The sequence below is a fragment of the Streptomyces sp. cg40 genome (assembly GCF_050320165.1).
Lineage (GTDB): Bacteria > Actinomycetota > Actinomycetes > Streptomycetales > Streptomycetaceae > Streptomyces > Streptomyces hokutonensis.
On sequence record NZ_CP190128.1, the window covers coordinates 9,193,000 to 9,214,391 of the forward strand.

Genomic DNA, 21,392 nt, shown 5'->3' on the forward strand with positions numbered 1-21,392 from the left:
CGATCGTCACATCGTAGCTACGCGGTGTCGGCGGTCCGTGCCGCCCTCCCTGATATTTCTACAGTGTTGTAGATTCTAACCCGGGTCCGTGCCTCGGACCCGGATCGTCGGCATGCGTGGAGGGACGAGTCATGGGTGTTTCCCTGTCCAAGGGCGGCAATGTTTCGCTGAGCAAGGAGGCGCCGGGTCTCACGGCGGTGCTGGTGGGCCTGGGCTGGGACGTGCGCACCACGACCGGCGCGGACTTCGACCTGGACGCCTCCGCGCTGCTGCTCGACGCGTCGGGCAAGGTCCCCTCCGACCAGCACTTCGTCTTCTACAACAACCTCAAGAGCCCCGAGGGCTCGGTGGAGCACACCGGCGACAACCTCACCGGTGAGGGCGAGGGCGACGACGAGTCCCTCAAGGTGGACCTCGCCGCCGTACCGGCCGAGGTCGACAAGATCGTCTTCCCCGTCTCGATCCACGACGCCGACTCCCGCGGACAGAGCTTCGGGCAGGTCCGCAACGCCTTCATCCGCGTCGTCAACCAGGCCGGCGGCGCCGAACTCGCCCGCTACGACCTGTCCGAGGACGCGTCGACCGAGACCGCCATGGTCTTCGGCGAGCTCTACCGCAACGGCGCGGAGTGGAAGTTCCGTGCGGTGGGCCAGGGTTACGCCGCCGGGCTGGCCGGCATCGCCGCCGACTTCGGGGTCGGTGTCTGAGGAGTCCGCACCCGCGCCCCGAACTCCTCGTCCAGCAGCCCGCCGAGCGGCAGAAAGAGAGACCGCGCATGTCCGTCAACCTGGGCAAGGGCCAGCAGGTCAGCCTCAGCAAGTCCGACGGCAGTGCCCTGACGTCCGTACGCATGGGGCTCGGCTGGCAGGCCGCGCCCCGCAAGGGATTCCTGGCCAAGCTGACCGGTCCCCGCGAGATCGACCTGGACGCCTCGGCCCTGCTCTTCGCCGGCCGGGAGTCCGTCGACGTCGTCTACTTCCAGCATCTGACGAGCGACGACGGTTCCGTCCGCCACACCGGGGACAACCTGGTCGGCGGCGCCGGCTCCGGTGACGACGAGACGATCCTGGTGGACCTCGGCCGGGTCCCCGTCCACATCGACCAGATCGTCTTCACGGTCAACTCGTTCACCGGTCAGACCTTCGCCGAGGTGCAGAACGCCTTCTGCCGGCTGATCGACGAGACCACCGGACAGGAGCTGGCCCGCTACACGCTCAGCGGTGGTGGCACCTACACGGCCCAGATCATGGCAAAACTTTACCGAGCGGGTGGCGGCTGGCAGTTGAAGGCGATCGGCGAACCCGCGGCCGGCCGCACCTTCCAGGACCTGCTGCCCGCCGTGGCCGCCCATCTGTGACCGCTCCCGACCCGTGCCGAGCGGCACGGGTCGGGACTCGGAGCGCCGGCCGTGCTTCGCGCCCGCGAACTGCCGCGCTTTGTCGGGGACTTGCGCGTCCTCGACACCGCTGACCGCGCTACCGCCGTGTTCCGCACCCCGGGCAGAACGCGGCGCCGTCCGGCACCGCGGCGGAGCAGGACGTGCACGCGTTGGACTGGGCGAGGTGATAGCCGCACCCGGAGCAGAAGGCGGCCCCGTGGGTCTCGGTCCGGCACTGCGGGCACACCAACTGCCGTGGTGTGGAGGGGTCGTAGCCCTGTCCGGCCTGCTGGCCCGCGGCGTAGGCCCGCTGGGACGCCATGTCGTTGAGGCCGCGCTGCTGGGCCGCCATGGCCTCGGCCGCGGTGTCGGGGGCGCAGCGCAGACACAGGCCCTGTGCCGCGTTCCAGCAGCGTCCGCAGACGTAGTCGGTGCAGCGCGCGCAGCGGTTGAAGTGCCCCTCCGCGTTGTCGATCGCCTGCTGGAAGGCGTGGTCGCGGGCCTGTCCCCAGCCGGCTCCCGCGAGCCCGTCGGCCGCGGACGACATGCCCCGGCCGGCGCTGCCCAGCAGACTCCAGGCCGCGTCGACGCCCTTGCCGAGCCAGGTGGCGGCCCGCTCGCCGACGTACGCCTCGAACGGTGAACGCCAGGTGTCGTAGCAGCGGGCGCACGAGAACTCGAACTGGAAACCGGCCCCCGTTCCGTTGCGTACGCACAGGTCACGGTAGTTGTTGCTGAAGTAGATCTCACCGCTCACGTGGTCCCCCCACAGTTCAGGCCATCGGCACACTGCCGTATGACGCGAGCGGCAGAGTACTGGTTCTCGCCAAATTCCCGGTGATGGGGGGACATCTGACCAGGGGGAGGGCTTGCGGTACGTTCGGGTTCCGGATGCGCACGCCGTCCTGAGAGAAGGCGGGAGATGGCCGAACCCCGGACCCGGTCCCGGCGACGATGGCTCGCGCTCGCGGTCTTCGCGGTCGTCGTCTACGTCCTCGTACGCGCGGCGGACACGCCACAGGCCGCGACTCCGAGCCCGTCGACCCGGGCGTCCGGATCGGCCACGGCGGGTGGTTCGGTCACGGCGGGTGGTTCGGCCAGTCCGTCGGCCTCGCCCACCACCTCGTCCTACGACCCAGCCGCCTACGCGGCCCAAGTCCGCGCCCGGGCCCAACAGGCCGGTGTGAGCGCCCAGTTGGTGATGGCGATCCTCTACAACGAGGCGTACAAGCCGCATGACGCGGCCTTCGAGCGGGCCTGGCAGCGGTACAAGCCGGACGCGGCCTTCGGTATCGCCAACATGCACCGCGCGACCTTCGACGAGGTCAAGCGGGGCCGGGACTTCGCCGACCGCAGCTGGGACGAACTCCCCGACGACCGCGACCTCGCCATCGAGGCCGAGGCCTGGTACCTGCACGACCTGGCGGCTCAACTCCCCGCGGCCCGCCACACATCCCTCGGCGAGGACGACCTGCTCGCCCTCGGCTACAACACCGGCGCGGGCAACATGCTCGCCTTCGCCCGCGGCACGACCCCGGGCAGCCAGGCGCAGTCGTACCTGGACCGCCTGCACGCCAACTGGGCCAAGGCCGGGAAAGCCGTTGCCGGGCAGGGCAGTTGAACGTCACTCGCCGGGTCGGCGAAGACACCGCTGCTCAAGGCCGCCCGGAATCCCGCTCCTTGAGTGCAGGCGTCCAGGACTCGCTCTTGAAGATCCGGGTCGCCCTGCCCGCCGGGAGTCCGTACGACCGAACAGGGCCTCGCTCGATCCGAGTTGGGACCCCGGAAGGGGGAGAGCCCTGAGGCGGAAGTGATGACAGTTGCTATATTGCGCAATCATCCGGCTCAAGGGGTGCGCCCTGACATGCGGGTGGGCCCGTCGGGGCGGTGGTCGGTGTCGGTGACAGCGTAGGGAGTGGTGGATGAGCGACCCCCGGGGCGAGAGGTCCGGCCGTGCGGCCACGCGGGATCGCTCCGGCATGCCACGCCCGCGCAGAGCGGACGAGGGGTCGGCCCATCGGCCACCGGCCGGGAGAGCCGCCGCGCGGCAGGCGGCGAGGGGCGGCGGTCACCGCTCGCGCCGCCGGGCCAAACCGGTGGCCCGGCGCCGAAGGGTCGCCCGCATAGCCCTGATCACGGTCTCGGCGCTGATCCTCGTGACCGCCGGAGTCGGCACCTGGCTCTGGGAGCACCTGAACGGCAACATCAACAGCGTCGCGCTCGACGACGGCGCGGGCGGCAAGGAGAAGGCCGACGCCTTCGGCCGTACGCCGATCAACCTCCTGGTGATCGGTTCGGACGGCCGGAACAACGCGGCCGACTGCAAACTGGGCGGCGGCTGCGGCTCCGGGAGTTCGACCGTCGGCCACAACGCGGACGTGGAGATGGTGGTGCACGTCTCCGCGGACCGGTCCAACGCCACCGTGATGAGCGTGCCGCGCGACACCATGACCCAGGTGCCCGCCTGCAAGGACCCGGACAGCAGCCAGGCGACGGCCGGTTACTACGGCCAGATCAACAGCGCGCTGCAGTACGGCCCGGCATGCCAGGTGAAGACCGTGCACCAGCTCACCGGCGTCACGATCGACCACTTCGTGATGCTCGACTTCGCCGGTGTGGTGAAGATGTCCGACGCGGTCGGCGGGGTCTCGGTCTGCGTCAGCGACAACGTCTACGACACCTACTCGCACCTGAAGCTCGCCAAGGGCACCCACACCCTCAAGGGCGAGGCGGCGCTGGAGTTCGTCCGTTCCCGGCACGGCTTCGGCGACGGCAGCGACCTCGGCCGTACCGTCTCCCAGCACCTCTTCCTGAGCGCGATGATCCGCAAGTTCAAGAGCGCGGGCACGCTGGCCAACCCCGCCAAGGTGTACTCCCTGGCCGACGCCGCCACCAAGGCCCTGACCGTCGACACCGGCCTCGGCAGCGTCGGCAAGCTCGTGGACCTGGCGACCGACCTGGACAAGGTCCCCTCCAAGCGGATGACCTTCACCACCATGCAGACCGGCGCCGACCCGGCCAACGCCGACCGGGTCGTCCCGGCGGCCGGTGCCAAGTCGCTGTTCGCGGCCATCGCCAACGACCAGTCGCTGAGTTCGGGCAGCGGCAAGAAGAAGAAAGCATCCTCCTCGCCGACCGCGTCCGCGCCCGCCACGGTGCCGGCCGCCGAGGTCGCCGTGAAGGTGGAGAACGGCACCACCATCGGCGGACGCGCCTCCGTGATCGCCGACGCCCTCATCGCCAAGGGCTTCAGCCCCGGCACCAGCACCGGCAACGCCCCCGAACAGGCGGCGACCACCAAACTCACCTACGGCCCGGGCGAGAAGGCCGAGGCCCAGACGGTGGCCTCCGCCCTCGGCCTGTCGGCCTCCCACCTCACCCAGAGCAGCGCGAGCGGCCTGACCCTCGTCATCGGCGCCGACTGGCCTACCGGCACCACGCTCTCCGGCGGTTCCTCGTCCGCCGCCCCCGCCGACACCCACGCGGCCGTCTCCAACGCCAACGCCTCGACCGCCGACCAGTCGAACTCCTGTGCCAAGGTCAGCCCGTACAAGACCGTGTCCCTGAACGGCGTGCCGATGACGCCCGCCCAGGCCTACGCGGCGGCGAGCAGCAGGAAGGACTCCGCTTCGTAGCCGACGACGGCCTCCGCGGCCGCGGCCCCAATATTCTCGGCAGGGACCCGCCTCGTGTCCGTACCATCCTCCGCGATGAAGAGGCGTGTGCAGTTCACCGAGCAGGTCGCGCGGTTCCTTGAGTACATGCCGGCCTCGGACCGGGAGAAGTTCGAGCGCCTCCTCGGCCGGATCGTGGCCGACCCCGAGGGCGACGGCAGTCACCTCGCCCACACCACCGACACCGTGACGCGTTCAGCCTGGGCAGACGGCGTCAACATCCACTACGTCGTGACGAGCTTCTTCGTGGTCGTCATCGTGCTGGACATCTACGACGCGACGCGCGGCTTCAACGAGGTGTAGCCCTCGGAGTGTGCGCAACACGCGGCGTTCACGAATTGCGCGCTGAAGCAAGAAACTTGCACTCACTTGTGCAATTGATTCTTGACCTCGGCCCCGACGGCCCAGTACTCCAGCGCGGCCCTTGAGGCCTCCGGCCATTCCTGCGTCCATCTGGACGGCACCGGCCGGTCGGTGCGGTGGACGAACACCACCGGCCGGCCGATCTCCTTCCTCGACGTCCGCGCGAGCATCCCCGATTCGGCGTCCGGCGGCGGTGGCTCCACCGCGACGCTGAACCTGTACGTCGACGCCTGACCTCTGACCCCACCCTCCCCACGTGCCGCAGGACCCTCCGTCCGGCGGCACCGGCATATGCGCGGTCCACCTGAGATCTTGCGGGCCACGTTTTTATTTGTTGCAGAGTTCTGTCTAGTTATTGCGTGATCATGTCTATGACATTACGGTCCCCCATGCATCGTCACCAACCCCCCGTCTCCCTCCCCTCCCTGGCGATGCCCGCGGAACAGTCGCGGCATTTCATGATCAAAGGAGTGGCACGTGTTCCATTCCATCCGAGATCTGAGACGAGCCCTCGTCTGGGCGGTCAGCACCGTGATGCTGGCCGCCGTCGGCGTCTTCGCTCTGGCGGCGGCACCCGCCTCGGCGGCGTCCACCGCCACCGGCGGCAGCGGCGCGAGCCTGCCCTACGTCGAGGTGCAGGCGGAGAACTCCGCCACCAACGGCACGAACATCGGCCCGAGTTACACCGCCGGCCAGCTCGCCGACGAGGCCTCCTACCGCAAGGCCACGACCCTCCAGGGCACCGGCCAGTACGTCACGTTCACCACACCGGTGGCCACCAACTCGATCAACTTCCGCTACAGCATCCCCGACACCTCGGGCGGTTCGGTGTACACCGCCGCGCTGTCGCTGTACGTGGGCGGCGTCAAGCAGCCCGACTTCACCCTGACCAACGCCTACAGCTGGTACTACGGCAGCTACCCCTTCACCAACACCCCTGGCAGCAACCCGCACCACTTCTACGACGAGGCCCACCGTCTGTTCTCCACCACCTATCCGGCGGGCACGACCTTCAAGCTCCAGGTCGACGCGGGCGACACCGCCTCCTCCTACACGATCGACTTCGCCGACTTCGAGCAGGTCGGCGCCGCCCTGACCGCCCCCTCCGGCTCGGTCTCGGTGACCAGCAAGGGCGCCGACGCGACCGGCGTGGCCGACGCGACCAGCGCGTTCAACGCCGCGATCAGCTCGGCCGGCCCCGGCGGCACCGTGTGGATCCCGCCGGGCACCTTCAACATCCCCGGCCACATCAGCGTCAACAACGTCACGATCGCCGGCGCCGGCATGTGGTACTCCACCGTCACCGGCACGGCCCCCGGCTTCTACGGCAACTCCGCGCCCAACGCGAGCACCGGCGTCCGCCTCCAGAACTTCGCGATCTTCGGCAATGTGCAGGAACGCGACGACAGCGCCCAGGTCAACGGCATCGGCGGCGCGATGAGCTCCTCCACCGTCTCCAACCTGTGGATCGACCACATGAAGGTCGGCGCCTGGATGGACGGGCCGATGGACGGCCTGACGTTCACCGGTATGCGCATCCGGGACACCACCGCCGACGGCATCAACTTCCATGGCGGCGTCACCGATTCGAAGGTGACCAACAGCGACATCCGCAACACCGGCGACGACGGCATCGCCACCTGGGCGGACTCCGCCATCGGCGCCGACGCGGGCGACACGATCTCCAACAACACCGTGTCCCTGCAGATCCTCGCCAACGCCATCGCGATCTACGGCGGCCACGACAACACCGTCAGCGGCAACCGGGTCGTGGACACCGGCATCGCCCAGGGCGGCGGCATCCACGTGGGGCAGCGCTTCACCTCGACCCCGGTCGGCACCACCACGATCTCCGACAACACCATGGTCCGGGCCGGCAGCCTCGACCCCAACTGGCAGTTCGGCGTAGGCGCGTTGTGGTTCGACGGCAGCCAGGGCGCGATCACCGGACCCATCAACGTGACCAACGCCCTGATCCAGCAGAGCCCTTACGAAGCGGTGCAGTGGGTCGAGGGCACCATCAGCGGCGTCAACCTCACCAACGTGACCATCGCCGGCACCGGAACCTTCGCCCTCCAGGAACAGACCGGCGGCGCGGCCAAGTTCACCAACGTCTCGGCCACCGGCGTCGGTTACTCGAATCCGGTGTACAGCTGCTCGGGCGGCAACTTCGTCGTCACCGACGGCGGCGGCAACTCCGGTATCAGCGGCACGCCTTACTGCGGCGGCTGGCCCGCACCCGTGTATCCGCCCTATCCGTCCGAAGGCGTGACGGCCACCCCCGGCGCGCTCAACTTCGGTTCGGTGGCTACCGGTTCGACGAGCGACGCCCAGACCGTGACGGTCTCCAACCCGACCAACAGCGCCGCGTCCGTCTCCTCGATCTCCGCCAGCGGCGACTTCTCCCAGACCAACACCTGCGGCTCGTCGATCGCGGCGAACGGCTCCTGCACAGTCAGTGTGAGGTTCGCGCCGACCGCGACGGGCAGCCGTAGCGGATCTCTGACCGTCAACGCGGGCGGGGTCACCAACACGGTCACCCTCTCCGGTACCGGCACCGCGCCGGGGCCGGTGCTGAACACCGACCCGGCGAGTCTGGCCTTCGACGGTACGGTGGTCGGCTCGTCGGCCACCGCGCAGACGGTGAAGGTGACGAACTCGGGCACCGCGTCGGCGACCGTCTCCGCCGTCGCGGCGACCGGTGACTTCAGCCAGACCAACAACTGCTCCACCCTCGCGGTCGGCGCCTCCTGCACGGTGACCGTCGGCTTCAAGCCCACCACGGGCGGAGCGCGCACGGGCAACCTGACCGTCACCAGCAACGCCAACAACAGCCCAACTGCCGTATCCCTGACCGGAACCGGCATCGACAGCACCACCGACATCGCCGCCGGACGGCCTGCTTCGGCGAGTTCGAGCAACAGCCCCTACGTCGCCTCGAACCTCACCGACCCGGACGCGTCGACGTACTGGGAGGGCACGAACGGCTCGTTCCCGCAGTGGGCGCAGGTCGACCTCGGCCAGAACTACAGTGTCGGCAAGGTCGTCCTCAAACTCCCGCCGGCCACGGCATGGTCGGCCCGCACCGAGACCCTGTCGGTGCAGGGCTCCACGGACGGCTCCAGCTTCTCCACCATCAAGGCCTCGGCCGGCTACACCTTCGACCCGAACGCCAACGGCAACACGGCGACCATCACGTTCAGCGCCGCCACGGCGCGCTATGTGCGGGTGAACATCACCGCCAACTCGGGCTGGAACGCGGCCCAGTTGTCGGACTTCGAGGTGTTCCCCAGCGGCGGCGGCTCCTCCCCGGCGACCCTCTCGGCCAGCCCGACGTCATTGACGTATCCCACCCAGGCGCTCAACACCGCGAGCAGCGCGCAGTCGGTGACGGTGACCAACACCGGGACCGCCGCCGCGACCGTCTCCGGCGTCACCACCACGGGCGACTTCGGGCAGAGCAACACCTGCGGGACGTCGATCGCGGCGGGCGCCTCCTGCACGGTGGCCGTCACCTTCACACCCACCGCGTCCGGCACCCGAACCGGCGAACTCGACATCGCCAGCAACGCGTCGAACGGCACCACCACGGTCCAGCTGACCGGCACCGGAGCCGGCACGGTGAGCCGCAACCTGGCGGCGGGCGCGGCCACCACCGAGTCCAGCCACACCGACGTCTACGCCTCGTCGAACGTGACGGACGGCAACCAGGGCACCTACTGGGAGAGCGCCAACAACGCCTTCCCGCAGTGGGTCCAGGTCGACCTCGGCTCCGCGCAGAGCACCGGCCGCGTCGTCCTCCAACTCCCCGCCACCTGGGGCGCCCGCAACCAGACGCTGTCCCTGTCGGGCAGCACCGACGGCTCCTCCTTCACCACCCTCAAGGCGTCGGCCACCTACACCTTCGACCCCACCACCAACAACACGGTCACCCTCACGTTCACCGCGGCCACCGAGCGGTACCTCAGGGTGAACATCACGGCGAACAACGGCTGGCCGGCCGGCCAGATCTCCGAGTTCCAGGTCTGGAACACCTGACCTGACACGACGGTGCCGCCGGGCGCACCCGCGCCCGGCGGTCCCCACCACCGAACGGAGTCGGGATGTGTGTCACCCGCAGGGTCTTCCTGAGGGCCGCGATCGCGGCCACCGCGGTGGGAGCGGCGGAGTCCGTATTCCCTCCGACAGCGTCAGCCGCGGGCTCGCCGGGCGACGTCGTCGGCAAGGTCACCGTCGGCCACCAGGGCTGGTTCGCGTGTGTCGGCGACGGCGCGCCGATCAACGGCTGGTGGCACTGGAGCCAGGACTGGGGCCGGCCGCCGTCCCGCAACAACACCAATCATCAAGTGCTGGCCCGACGTGCGCGAGTACACGAACACCTACCAGACCTCGTACGCCGCCCTGGGCCGGGCAGGTCTCGGAGTTCCAGGTGTACGGCGCCCGAGGGGCGGTCGGTGTCGGGTCAGCCCCCGCCGTCCAGGTCCGTGCGCTGCCGCATCACCCGCAACTCGCGGTCCAGCAGCTCCACTTCGTACAACTTGCCGCGCGCGTTCTCAAACGGACGGTGGAGGATCAGCATCAACCGCCCCTCGAACGTGGGGAACAGCATCCCGTGTCCGCTGTCCTCCCGTACCAGCGGCCGGTGTTGGTGCCACGGCCCGGTGAGTTCGCCCGACTCCGAGACGGCGTAGGTCTGGACGTAACCACCGCTCAGGCTGCCGTCCGGGTCGGCACGGTTCTTCTCGTACGTCGACCAGAGCATGAGCAGGGAACCGCCGGGGGTGCGGTAGAGCTGCGGTCCGTCCGTGACGTAGGGCGGGAGTTGGTGCGGGACGCCGGCCGGGATCTCCTCGCCGATCCAGGACGCGTCCGAGGCCTTGAACAGGAAGACCGGGTCGCCGATCGTCCCGGTGAGGTCCGGGGCCAGCCGGATCGCCTCCATGGTGCCGTCGACGGTCTGCAGCCACTCGTGCGCGTACACCATCCACGGCTGCCCGGACGGGTCGACGTACAGCGTGCCGTCCAGGGTCATGAGGTGTTCGGGAGGGGTGGGGCGTAGGGGGTCGACCACGGTGAAGGGGCCGAGCAGGGAATCGGACACGGCCGTGACCGTGCCGCGCCGGTGGTTCGCGAGGGTGAACGGCGTGCCCCAGCGGCCGGGCGGCGGCACCGGAAGCGGGCGCTTCTCGTCGTGCAGCGTGGTGAAGAGGTAGTACCTGCCGTTCCAGGGGTGCACCTCCGGCGCCCAACCGCCGTCGCCCGCCCAGAGGTCGGTCTGTTCCGCCGCCAGGAACACCACCGCGGGACGTGTCCAGTCGCGCAGGTCGGGACTGCGGTAGACCATCGTGCCGACGCCCTCGACACCCGACACCGAGGGGTCGTTGGACGTGTAGAGGTGATACGTGCGCGTCTCCTCGTCCGCGACGACGAACGGATCGTGCAACGGCATGTCGGGGAGCCGCAGGGGCTCACTCACCTGGATCACCATGAACTCACCGTAGGGCCCTCATCCCCCGTGCGCACCACCGCTGTTGGGGGAAAAACGCTTGGACCGCACGGCCGCCCGCGCGGGACACTGCCATTCCTGGCCAGCGCCTATGCCGGGCGCCGTACGACATCATGGGGTGGGGATGGGATCGCCTGAAACGCGCGAGGCCGGGTCGCGCCGGGGCTCGGTACTGCTCGCACTGCGTTACTACGGCCGGGAGTTGGCCCGGCTCCGCCGGTGGACCGCGCCCGCCACACTCTTACCGGCACTGGGCAACATCGGCATCAACTACGTCGCTCCGCTGATCGTCGCGAAGCTCGTCGGCCGTATCGCCGGCGACACGGGCATCGGCGTTCGCTCGACCCTGCCGTACGTCCTCGGGTTCGCCGGAGTGCTGCTGTTCGCCGAGGTGCTGTGGCGGCTCGGACTGCACTGTCTCAACCGGCTGGACGCGCTCGGCATCGAGCACCTGTATGTGATCGGCATGGACGAGCTCTTCGCCAAGGACGCCGCGTTCTTCCACGAGAACTTCGCCGGGTCCCTCACCAAGCGGGTGTTGAGCTTCGCCTCCCGCTTCGAGGAGTTCGTCGACACGATGACCTTCCAGGTCGTCGGCAGCCTGGTGCCACTGCTGTTCGGCTCGGTCGTGCTCTGGCGCTACGAACCGCTGCTCGTCGTAGGGCTGTTGGTGATGATCGCGCTCACCGCCCTGGTCGTGGCACCCCTCATCCGGCGCCGCCAGGCACTCGTCGACCAGCGCGAGGAGGCCATCGCCCGGGTCTCCGGCCATGTCGCCGACAGCCTGATGAACATGGACACGGTCCGCGCGTTCGCCGCCGAGGAACGCGAGGCCGCCGAACACCGCTCCCGTGTCGCCAAGTCGCGCCGGCTGACCCTGCGCTCCTGGGACTACGGCAACCTGCGCATCGACACCATCGTCGCGCCACTGTCCGTACTCACCAACGCACTTGGCCTGCTGCTGGCGGTCGCGCTGGGCGGCGGCGAGCACGGAGTCGAGGCGGTCGTGGTCGCCTTCACGTACTACTCCAACGCGACCCGGATCATGTTCGAGTTCAACCAGATCTACCGGCGCCTGGAAAGCTCGATGACCGAGGCCGCCCAGTTCACCGAACTGCTGCTGGCCTCGCCCACCGTGCTCGACCCGGACACGCCGGAACCGCTGCTCTCCCGCGCCGCCGACGTCCGCTTCGAGAACGTGACCTTCGCCCACGCGGGCGCCGACACCCTCTTCGACGGGCTCGAACTGAACGTGCCCAGCGGCACGAAGATCGGCCTCGTGGGCCGGTCCGGCGGCGGCAAGACCACGCTCAGCCGGTTGCTGCTGCGCATGACGGACATCGACTCCGGCCGCATCCTGATCGGCGGTCAGGACATCAGCCGGCTGCGCCAGGCCGACCTGCGGAGCCTGATCGCCTACGTCCCGCAGGACCCGGCGATGTTCCACCGCACGCTGCGGGAGAACATCGCGTTCGCCCGGCCCGACGCCACCGACGCCGAGGTCCGCCGGGCGGCCGAGGCCGCGCACGTCACCGAGTTCGCCGACGCGCTGCCGGACGGCTTCGACACGATGGTGGGGGAGCGCGGGATCAAGCTCTCCGGCGGACAGCGTCAACGCGTCGCCCTGGCCCGGGCGATCCTGCGCGACGCCCCGATCCTGCTCCTCGACGAGGCGACCAGCGCCCTCGACTCCGAGAGCGAGATCCTCGTCCAGGAGGCGCTGTGGCGGCTCATGGAGGGGCGGACGGCACTCGTCGTCGCGCACCGGCTGAGCACGGTCGCCGGCATGGACCGGCTCGTCGTCCTCGACCGCGGCCACATCGTCGAACAGGGCACGCACCAGGAGCTGTTGGCGGCCGAGGGCGCCTACGCGAAGCTCTGGCAGCATCAGTCGGGCGGTTTCCTCGACGAGAGCCCCGAGCGCGCCGCCGACCTGCACTGACGTTCCGGACACCGGCCAGGTGTCCGGGATTTTCAGCACACAGACGGACAACCGGTTTCTAGTAAACCGTGTTCCAGGACTGTGTCGTCGAGGTCACCCAGTCTTTTCGAAAGTTCGCCCAAGGTCTTGACGCCGTTTCCAAGCCGGAAGAAGCTCTGCCCCAACGCGTGACAACCGGTTTCTATTGGAGGTGGTGCGGTCATGCACCCACATGCTGGTGCACCCCTGAGCCGCCGACAATTTCTCGCCCTCTCGGCAACCGGTGCCGCGACCGGCGCGGCGGCGCTGAACGGCTGCGCCCTCCAGGTGTCGACCGGGGTGCGCGCAGGGGGCGAGACCATCACGGTGATGGCGAAGGCCGACGACCTCGGCCCCGACCTCGTCAAGCAGGCCAAGCAGGACACCGGCATCGCCATCAAGCGGGTCGACTACGACATCACCAAGCTGATCGCGATGCTCACCAGCGGCAACCCGCCGGACCTGGTGCGCGGGGTCGGCGCCGTGGACGCCGCGTTCTACGCCGCGCGGGACGTCATGCAGGAACTGGACTCCTACTTCGCCACCAGCACCGTCCTGCGGCCGGGCGACCTCGATCCCGTCAACGACCTCTGGCGCTACGACGGCAAGGTCCAGGGCAGAGGCCCCCGCTACGGCATGGCCAAGGACTTCTCCCAGGACTCCATGTTCTGGTTCAACACCGCGGCCTTCGACAAGAAGGGCGTCGCCTACCCGTCCGAGGACACCCCCATCACCTTCGACGAGTGGCTGGACCATGCCCAGCACCTCGTACAGCGTTCGAACGGTCAGACGACCGTCTTCGGCGGCAGCTACAACGGCCTGGTCAAACTCACCCTCATGGCGACCATGACCGCATCCGCCGGCGGCAGCCTGTTCGCCGACGACTTCGACAAGGTCGACTTCACCACCCCCGAGGCCCGCAAGGCGCTGGCCTGGTACCTGGACTACTGCAAGCTCAAGGTCGGCCCCAGCCCCGTCCTGCCCGACCCCAACGGCTGGGACGGACCCACCTACCAGGCCGGCCGGATGGCCATGTCGAACAACGGCTACTGGATGGGCGGCATGATCGGCACCGACAAGAAGCTGGCCGAGGTCTCCCGGCTCGCCCCCGCCCCCGTCTTCGCGGGCGGCCCCCGGATCAGCGCCTGCCAGGGCGGCACCGGCATGTGGATGCCCCGCGGGTCGAAGAACAAGGGCGCCGCCTGGCGGGTCTTCGAGTGGTTCTTCGGCGAGTCACCCGCCAAGGCCCGCGCCTCCAGCGGCTGGGGCATCCCCACCCTGAAGTCCCTCCGGCCCCTGATGCCCCATCAGGAGGACTTCCAGAAAAGGTCGTTGAGCGCACAGCAGAACGAACTGAAGCACTTCTCGGTGGTCGCCGTCTCGCCGTACATCTCGGGTGACGCCTTCGAGTCCCTCTTCAACCAGGCGGCCACGCCCGCGATGCAGGGCGAGATGTCCGTCGAGCGCCTCGCCGGACGCCTCAACTCGGTCATCAACGAACAGATCAAACGCGGGAAGGAGCAGGTGGGATGACGGTCGATCAGGCGTCCTCGCCGGCCGTCGGACGGCCGCGCCCGACCGCGGACGCGGGCCGCCCCCGGTCCGCCGCGCGCACCGGGCCGTCCATGACGACGCGCAAGCACCGCGCGTTCTACATGTTCGCCTCACCGTGGATCATCGGCTTCTCGCTGCTGACCATCGCACCCATGGCGTACGCGCTGTGGCTGAGCTTCACCACCTACGACGGCATCTCCCCGCACTGGCACTACGTCGGCCTCGGCAACTACCGCGAGCTGATGGGCGATTCGGTCACCTGGGACGCCCTCGGCCGGGCCGGTCTCTTCGCGCTGCTCTCCGTACCGCTGTCGATCGTCGCGGGACTGGCACTCGCCGTCCTCGTCAACCGCCCCCTCAAGGGACGCGGCCTCTTCCGCACCCTGCTCTACCTTCCCGCCGTGGTACCGCCGGTGGGCGCGGGCATCGCCTTCAAGAACCTCTTCGACCAGAACTCCGGTGCCGCCAACGGCGCGTTGACCTTCTTCGGCTTCGACGCGATCGGCTGGCTGGCCGACCCCTACGCCCGCTACGTCCTCGTCATGACGGTGCTCTGGGCCGCCGGCAACATCATGATCATCTCGCTGGCGGGGCTCCAGGACGTCCCCCGCGAACTCCACGAGGCGGCCCGCATCGACGGCGCGAGCGCCTGGCGCACCTTCCGCAGTATCACCGTGCCGCTGCTGTCACCCGTACTGCTCTTCCAGACCGTGACCGGGGTGATCGCCTCGGTGCAGACCATCATGCCCATGCTGCTGGCCCCCATCGCCGGTACGGGCGGCCTCACTTCGATCCCGCAGTCCAACTACACCTACATGATCCATGTGTTCTCGGAGTACTTCGCGCTCGGCCGCTACGGCTACGCCTCCGCGCTGCTGTGGGTGCTCTTCGTCCTGATCCTCGTCGCGACCGGACTCATCTTCAGGTTCACCTCCGGCGTGGTCTTCTACAACGTCGGCCCGGAGGCGCAGAAGTGACCGCCACCAGCGTGCACCCCAAGTCCCCGGCCCGCACGCGGATACGCGTCAACCGGCTCGTCCTCTACACGGCGCTCGTCGTCATCACGGGCCTGTTCCTGGGCCCGTTCGGCTGGCTGATCCTCACCGGCCTCAAGGCCCCCGCCGAGCTGGCCGCCGCACCCGTGCACTGGCTGCCGACGCACTTCGAGTGGCACAACTTCGTCGACGCCTACCGGGCCATCGACTTCCTCGGCTACGCCCGCAACTCCCTGATCATCGCGACCATTTACGCCACTCTCGTCACGCTCAGCTCCGCCTGGGTCGGCTTCGGCTTCGCCCGGCTCACCGCGCCCGGCAAGAAGGTCCTGTTCGGCATCCTCATCGGCTCGATGATGCTGCCCCAGATGATCACCCTGCTGCCGACCTACCTGATCTTCGCCAAGTTCGGCATGGTCGACACCTATTGGCCGTGGGTGCTGTGGGGTCTGTCCTCGGCGCCATATCTCGTCTTCCTCTTCCGCCAGTTCTTCGCGGGCCTTCCCCGCGAGTTGGAGGAGGCGGCCATCGTCGACGGCTGCGGCTACGGCGGGATCTTCTGGCGGATCTTCCTTCCGCAGTCCTGGCCGGTCCTCTCGGCGAGCTTCGTCATCGCCTTCACCTGGACCTGGGGCGACTACATCGCGCCCCAACTCCTTCTCTCCACCGACCACTCCACGCTCGCCGTCGCGGTGATGACCACCTACGTCTCGGCGGCCGGCACCCCCAACACCAACCTCCAGGCCGCGGCCTCCGTCATGTACGTCGTCCCGATCCTGCTGATCTTCCTCGTCGCCCAGCGCGGGTTCGTCGCCGGGATGTCGACGAGCGGTCTCAAGTAGCCCTTCTTTGCGCCCTGTTGCACCGCGACTGAGCCGTAGGGGTGCGCCGGTGTCGAGAGCGTGAGCGCGCGGAGGCCCGAAGGGCTGAGCACGGTCGCGGGCTCGACACCGGCTGGAGCACCCCGCAGGTGAAGGAGCAAATCAAACAAGGAGTAGGTATGAACACGCCCTTTTCCCGTCGTGCGGCCCTCCAGGCCGCCGGTGCCACCGCGCTCGCCGCCGGTCTGTCCGGGCTGACCGCCACGGCGGCGCACGCCGGCGACGACCACAACTCCCGCCCCAAACTGGTCACTTACCCGCGCCCCACGGCCATGCCGACCAACACCAGCTTCCAGGTGCGGGTCCGTACCGCCCCCGACGGCGTCTGGCAGACCCTCGACATCTACCGGCCGCAGTTCGAGGAGATCAACGCCACCACCGGGTCGGGCAAGGTCTACAGCTCGTCGATGGCGTACTTCGACTTCAACGGCTCGGTCGAGATCGAGGTGACGTACCTCAAGGGCGGCACCACCAAGGCCCGGGTGAGACCGGACGCGCTGGGCATCACGCCCGAACTCCTCGGCGACACCCTGCGGTTCACCCTGGACGAGCCCAGGGACGTCGTCGTCCAGATCAACGACGAGATCTTCGACGCCCTGCACCTGATCACCAACCGCGTCGAGCACCACGCCCCGTCCGCCGACGACCCGGACGTCATCTACTTCGGCCCCGGCGTCCACACCGTCACGGGCAACGTCCTCCTGGTCCCCAGCGGCAAGACCGTCTACCTCGCGGGCGGCGCCGTCCTGACCGCGCAGGTCTACTTCAAGGACGTGGAGAAGTCCCGCCTCACGGGCCGCGGCGTGCTCTACAACAACCCCGGCGGCGCGATCCTCTGCGAGGGCAGCAAGAACATCCGGGTCGAGGACGTCATCATCCTCAACCCGGCAGGCTACGCGGGCACGTTCGCCGAGAGCGACAACGTCCACATCAAGAAGGCACGCGCGTTCAGCTCGAAGGGCAACGGCGACGGATTCGACGTCTTCTCCTCGACCCGGATCACCTTCGACGGCTGCTTCATGCGCAACTCCGACGACTGCATCGCCATCTACTGCCACCGCTGGAACTACTACGGCGACACCCGCGACATCACCGTCAAGAACTGCACTCTGTGGGCCGATGTCGCCCACCCGATCAACGTCGGCACACACGGCAACTCCGACGCGCCCGAGACGATCGAGAACCTCGTCATCGAGAACATCGACATCCTCGACCACCGCGAACCCCAGATGAACTACCAGGGCTGCATCGCCCTCAACCCCGGCGACTCCAACCTCATCAAGAACGTCCGCATCGAGGACGTACGGATCGAGGACTTCCGCTGGGGCCAGGTCATCTACATGAAGGTGATGTTCAACACGAAGTACAACACCTCGGTCGGCCGCGGCATCGACGGCGTCTACGTCAAGAACCTCAGCTACACGGGCACCCACGCCAACCCGTCGCTCTTCCTCGGCTACGACGCCGAACACGCCATCACCAACGTCACGTTCGAGAACCTGGTCATCAACGGGCTGGTCGTCGCCGACTCGATGAAGAAGCCGAGTTGGTACTACACCACTGACGAGATTCAGTGGTTCTACAACGAGCACGTCACGAACTTGAAGTTCCTCACGACGGCCGAGGCAGAGGCGGCTGCGGCGTCATGAGGAGCCCTGCACGTAGGAGAGCGTCTCGGTCGGCTGCGGCGCCGTTGGGGCTGGGCGCGCAGTTCCCCGCGCCCCTCAAGGGCGTTGTCGAACCGGAGTCGACTACACCGGGTTCGCTCAGCCGCCGGGGCTTCCTCGGCGGCACCGCGGCCCTCCTGCTGGCCTCGGGTGCGAGCGGACTGCTCGTACCCGGGCGGGCGGCGGCCTCGGACGACACCGGAGTGACCTTCTCCCACCCCGGCCTCCTGCACACCACCGACGATCTCGCCCGGATGGGAGCGGCGGTCGCCGCCAAGCAATCCCCGGTCTACGACGGCTACTTGGCGCTCGCGGCCCACGCCCGCTCCTCCGCGTCGTACGCCGTGCAGAACACCGGGCAGATCACCACCTGGGGCCGCGGCCCCGCCAACTACCAGAACCAGGCCGTCGCCGACTCGGCCGCCGCCTACCAGAACGCCCTCATCTGGGCGGTCACCGGCGACACCGCGCACGCCGACAAGGCCCGCGACATCCTCAACGCCTGGTCCGCCTCGCTCACCGCGATCACCGGAGCCGACGGCCCCCTCGGCGCCGGCCTCCAGGCCTTCAAGTTCGTCAACGCGGCCGAACTCCTCCGCCACACCGGCTACGACGGCTGGAGTGCCGCCGACATCGCCCGCTGCGAGGACTCCTTCCTCCGCGTCTGGTACCCGGCGCTCTCCGGCTACACCCTCTACGCCAACGGCAACTGGGACCTGACGTCCCTTCAATCCCTGCTGGCCATAGGCGTGTTCACCGAGCAACCCACCCTCTTCTACGACGCGCTCCGCTTCGCCGCGGCCGGTGCGGGCAACGGCAGCGTCCTCCACCGCATCGTCACCGCCGCCGGCCAGGGACAGGAGAGCGGCCGGGACCAGGGCCACGAACAGCTCGCGGTCGGCCTGCTCGCGGACGCCGCGCAGGTCGCCTGGAACCAGGGCGTCGACCTCTGGGGCTTCGACGACAACCGCATCCTCGCCAACGTCGAGTACGCCGCCCGCTACAACCTCGGCGGCGATGTCCCCTTCGTCCCCGACCTCGACCGCACGGGCAAGTACATCAAGCTGGCCGTCTCGGCCACTTCGCGCGGCAACCTGCCGCCCATCTACGAGATGGCGTACGCGCACTACTCGGGCGTGCGCGGCCTCGACGCCCCGTACACGAAGAACGCCGTCTTCCGCGGCACCGGCGGCACCCGGGTCGTCGAGGGCAGCAACGACGATCTGCCGAGTTGGGGCACCTTCGCCTACGCCGGCGCCACGGCAACTGCGCCGACCGTGCCGACACCACCGGCCGGTGTCACGGCATTGGGCAACGACCGTTCGGTGCAGGTGAGTTGGCTGCCCTCGACCTGGGCCGACTCCTACACGGTCCTGCGGGCGAACGACGTCGACGGCCACTACGAGAGGATCGCTTCCGGCGTCGACCAGCCGACGTACACCGACCGCGACGTGCACGCCGGACGGACGTACTACTACACCGTCACGGCCACCAACACCATTGGAGCGAGCGGCAGTTCGGCATGGGCAGCCGCCTCCGCCGGGCTCCCCGGGCCCTGGTCGACCCAGGACATCGGGGACGTGAAGATCCCCGGTTCCGCCGTCTTCGACGGGGAGCGCTTCGTGCTGGAGGCGAGCGGTACCGCCGACACCTACCGTCTCGTCCACCTCCCACTGCGCGGCGACGGCACGGTCACCGCGCGGATCGTATGGCCGCTCAGCTCGCAGTACTCCAAGATCGGTGTCACCGTCCGCGCCTCCCTCGACGCCGACGCTCCGCACGCCTCGATGCTCGTCCAGGGGCTGCCGCTGCACACCTGGAGCGGAGTGTGGACCGTGCGGCCCGCTACCGGTGCCGACATCTCCGCGACCGGCAGCACTCCCGTACCGCCCGCGCAGCAACAGGCGATCACTGTCAACGCGTCCTTCCCGATCTCCGACCTCGGCACGCTGCCCGAGTCGGCCACCCCGCTGGAGGCGCCGTACGTCGAGGGCGCCGGTGACGGCTACCGGCTGCGGAAGCCCTACTGGGTGCGGGTGACCCGGAAGAGTGCGCGCTGCACCGGCGCCATCTCGCCGGACGGCGTCCACTGGACCGAAGTCGGTTCCACCGAGGTCGAGTTGGGACGCACCGCGTACGCGGGACTCGCCCTCACCTCCTGCCTCGGAGTCGACCAGGACTACGCCGAGACCGGCACCGGCGCCTTCGACAACGTCAGCGTGACATCCGCGAGCGGCACGGTGTGGCGCGTGCCCCGCCCCGCCCGTACCGCCACCGACCCGACGGCCCAAACCGGTGCCGACGCGGTCGAGTTGGCCTGGAGCGACCCGGACCTCTCCGCCGAGTACACGGTCCTCCGCGCCACGCGGACCGACGGGCCGTACAAGCCCCTCGCCACCCGCGTCGGTCCGGTCGGCTTCGGTACCCGCATCCGGTACGTCGACGCGACGGGGACGCCTGGAACGACGTACCACTACACGGTCGCGAAGACCAACGCCGGTGGACGCGGGCCGCGTTCGACACCGGCCCGGGCCGTGATGCCGAACCCCTCCGCGCCCCAACTCACCTCCGCGAACACCGTGTTCACGAACGAAGGAGCCGACTTCCGTCATCTGCTGCGGGCCTCGCACGAGCCCGTGCGGTTCACCGCGGACGGGCTGCCCGCCGGGCTGCGCATCGACCGGCGCACCGGGCTCATCTCCGGAATCCCCACGGAGACGGGGGAGTTCACGGTCGCGACCACCGCCGGCAACGCCTCAGGGACCGCCACCGGCACCCTCGCTCTCACGGTCGGCACCGCGCCGCCCGCGCCGTGGACGTACGGCGATCTCGGCGACACCGTGCTCGACGACCGTGACTTCGGGACGCTGGGCGTGGTGGCGATCACCACGCCGGGCAGCACGTCGTACGACGGCGGGACCTTCACCGTGCGCGGCGCAGGCGTCGATCTGAACGCCAACGGCCAAGGAATGACAGGGCAGTTCGTGCGGCGGCCGGTCAGCGGTGACTGTGAGGTCGTCGCCCGGCTCGTCTCCCGGACCGGTGTCACGACCGACCGGGTCGGGCTGCTCATGGCGAAGTCGCTGTCGCCGTTCGACCAGGCGGCGGGCGTAATCGTCAGTGGTGGGACGACCGCACAGCTCATGCTCCGCAGGACCGTGGCCGGTGCCTCCGCCTTCACCGGTGGTGCCGCTGTCACCCTGCCCGCCCTGCTGCGGCTGAAGCGCGTCGGGACCGCCTTCAGCGCGGCGTTGTCGACCGATGACGGTGTCACCTGGACCCCCCTCGCCGACGGAGAGATCCCCGGCTTCGGTGACGCCCCCTACTACGTCGGTCTGGTGGTCTGCTCGCGCAGTCAACCGGTCCGCTGCACCACGGAGTTCGACGAGGTGAGCATCACGCCCACCTGATCCT

The 21,392-nt window shown here is 69.0% G+C and carries 15 protein-coding genes; 13 read left to right on the forward strand and 2 right to left on the reverse strand.

The annotated features are described in order from the left end of the window. The first annotated feature begins 131 nt into the window (after positions 1–131). Positions 132–707 carry a TerD family protein gene (locus ACQHII_RS41500; RefSeq protein ID WP_200714024.1) on the forward strand — a complete coding sequence of 192 codons (576 nt, stop codon included), beginning with the start codon at positions 132–134 and terminating at the stop codon, positions 705–707. A gap of 68 nt (positions 708–775) precedes the next feature. Beyond that, positions 776–1,357, forward strand: a complete 582-nt coding sequence (locus tag ACQHII_RS41505; RefSeq protein ID WP_427924077.1) for a TerD family protein — start codon at positions 776–778, stop codon at positions 1,355–1,357. 118 nt (positions 1,358–1,475) lie between these two features. Here ACQHII_RS41505 and ACQHII_RS41510 read toward each other — a convergent pair whose 3' ends face one another. Next, positions 1,476–2,135, reverse strand: coding sequence for a zinc ribbon domain-containing protein (locus ACQHII_RS41510; RefSeq protein WP_427924078.1), 660 nt, complete (start codon positions 2,133–2,135; stop codon positions 1,476–1,478). 165 nt (positions 2,136–2,300) lie between these two features. Here ACQHII_RS41510 and ACQHII_RS41515 point away from each other — a divergent pair, with 165 nt between their 5' ends. From ACQHII_RS41515 to ACQHII_RS41535, 5 genes are all read left to right on the forward strand, one after another. Continuing rightward, positions 2,301–2,999 (forward strand): lytic transglycosylase domain-containing protein, encoded by a 699-nt coding sequence (locus ACQHII_RS41515; protein WP_427924079.1) that lies wholly within the window; start codon positions 2,301–2,303, stop codon positions 2,997–2,999. Positions 3,000–3,300: 301 nt separating this feature from the next. Then, positions 3,301–5,013: an LCP family protein gene (locus tag ACQHII_RS41520; RefSeq protein ID WP_427924080.1), complete on the forward strand. Its 1,713-nt coding sequence runs from the start codon at positions 3,301–3,303 to the stop codon at positions 5,011–5,013. A gap of 75 nt (positions 5,014–5,088) precedes the next feature. Then, positions 5,089–5,355, forward strand: a complete 267-nt coding sequence (locus ACQHII_RS41525; RefSeq protein WP_427924081.1) for a hypothetical protein — start codon at positions 5,089–5,091, stop codon at positions 5,353–5,355. A gap of 81 nt (positions 5,356–5,436) precedes the next feature. Then, a complete protein-coding gene (locus tag ACQHII_RS41530) occupies positions 5,437–5,649 on the forward strand; it encodes a hypothetical protein (protein WP_427924082.1) in 213 nt (70 codons plus the stop codon). 243 nt (positions 5,650–5,892) lie between these two features. Continuing rightward, positions 5,893–9,453 (forward strand): choice-of-anchor D domain-containing protein, encoded by a 3,561-nt coding sequence (locus ACQHII_RS41535; RefSeq protein WP_427924083.1) that lies wholly within the window; start codon positions 5,893–5,895, stop codon positions 9,451–9,453. Between the two features lie 424 nt (positions 9,454–9,877). On the opposite strand, the gene ACQHII_RS41540 is transcribed toward ACQHII_RS41535, so the two are convergent. Further along, positions 9,878–10,903 (reverse strand): glycoside hydrolase family 43 protein, encoded by a 1,026-nt coding sequence (locus ACQHII_RS41540; RefSeq protein ID WP_427924084.1) that lies wholly within the window; start codon positions 10,901–10,903, stop codon positions 9,878–9,880. 142 nt (positions 10,904–11,045) lie between these two features. Here ACQHII_RS41540 and ACQHII_RS41545 point away from each other — a divergent pair, with 142 nt between their 5' ends. The 6 genes from ACQHII_RS41545 to ACQHII_RS41570 all read left to right on the forward strand — a co-directional run bounded on the left by ACQHII_RS41545 (position 11,046) and on the right by ACQHII_RS41570 (position 21,388). Then, entirely contained in the window at positions 11,046–12,863 is a 1,818-nt protein-coding gene (locus ACQHII_RS41545; protein ID WP_427924085.1) for an ABC transporter ATP-binding protein, read from the forward strand. A 201-nt stretch (positions 12,864–13,064) separates the two neighbouring features. Beyond that, positions 13,065–14,414 carry an extracellular solute-binding protein gene (locus ACQHII_RS41550; RefSeq protein WP_427924086.1) on the forward strand — a complete coding sequence of 450 codons (1,350 nt, stop codon included), beginning with the start codon at positions 13,065–13,067 and terminating at the stop codon, positions 14,412–14,414. Next, positions 14,411–15,412, forward strand: coding sequence for a carbohydrate ABC transporter permease (locus tag ACQHII_RS41555; RefSeq protein WP_427924087.1), 1,002 nt, complete (start codon positions 14,411–14,413; stop codon positions 15,410–15,412). The genes ACQHII_RS41550 and ACQHII_RS41555 overlap by 4 nt, the downstream gene beginning before the upstream one ends. Next, positions 15,409–16,272, forward strand: coding sequence for a carbohydrate ABC transporter permease (locus ACQHII_RS41560; protein ID WP_427924088.1), 864 nt, complete (start codon positions 15,409–15,411; stop codon positions 16,270–16,272). Before ACQHII_RS41555 ends, ACQHII_RS41560 begins: the two co-directional genes overlap by 4 nt. Before the next feature lie 158 nt (positions 16,273–16,430). Then, entirely contained in the window at positions 16,431–17,960 is a 1,530-nt protein-coding gene (locus ACQHII_RS41565) for a glycosyl hydrolase family 28 protein (protein ID WP_427924089.1), read from the forward strand. Continuing rightward, positions 17,957–21,388: an alginate lyase family protein gene (locus ACQHII_RS41570; protein ID WP_427924090.1), complete on the forward strand. Its 3,432-nt coding sequence runs from the start codon at positions 17,957–17,959 to the stop codon at positions 21,386–21,388. The genes ACQHII_RS41565 and ACQHII_RS41570 overlap by 4 nt, the downstream gene beginning before the upstream one ends. The last annotated feature ends 4 nt before the right edge of the window (positions 21,389–21,392 follow it).

Bases quoted from the DNA above. Each gene is read 5' to 3' on its own strand.
- ACQHII_RS41540 (WP_427924084.1), bottom strand. From the start codon at position 10,903: ATGGTGATCCAGGTGAGTGAGCCCCTGCGGCTCCCCGACATGCCGTTG.
- ACQHII_RS41500 (WP_200714024.1), top strand. From the start codon at position 132: ATGGGTGTTTCCCTGTCCAAGGGCGGCAATGTTTCGCTGAGCAAGGAG.
- ACQHII_RS41545 (WP_427924085.1), top strand. From the start codon at position 11,046: ATGGGATCGCCTGAAACGCGCGAGGCCGGGTCGCGCCGGGGCTCGGTA.
- ACQHII_RS41570 (WP_427924090.1), top strand. From the start codon at position 17,957: ATGAGGAGCCCTGCACGTAGGAGAGCGTCTCGGTCGGCTGCGGCGCCG.
- ACQHII_RS41505 (WP_427924077.1), top strand. From the start codon at position 776: ATGTCCGTCAACCTGGGCAAGGGCCAGCAGGTCAGCCTCAGCAAGTCC.
- ACQHII_RS41515 (WP_427924079.1), top strand. From the start codon at position 2,301: ATGGCCGAACCCCGGACCCGGTCCCGGCGACGATGGCTCGCGCTCGCG.
- ACQHII_RS41555 (WP_427924087.1), top strand. From the start codon at position 14,411: ATGACGGTCGATCAGGCGTCCTCGCCGGCCGTCGGACGGCCGCGCCCG.
- ACQHII_RS41550 (WP_427924086.1), top strand. From the start codon at position 13,065: ATGCACCCACATGCTGGTGCACCCCTGAGCCGCCGACAATTTCTCGCC.
- ACQHII_RS41520 (WP_427924080.1), top strand. From the start codon at position 3,301: ATGAGCGACCCCCGGGGCGAGAGGTCCGGCCGTGCGGCCACGCGGGAT.
- ACQHII_RS41565 (WP_427924089.1), top strand. From the start codon at position 16,431: ATGAACACGCCCTTTTCCCGTCGTGCGGCCCTCCAGGCCGCCGGTGCC.
- ACQHII_RS41525 (WP_427924081.1), top strand. From the start codon at position 5,089: ATGAAGAGGCGTGTGCAGTTCACCGAGCAGGTCGCGCGGTTCCTTGAG.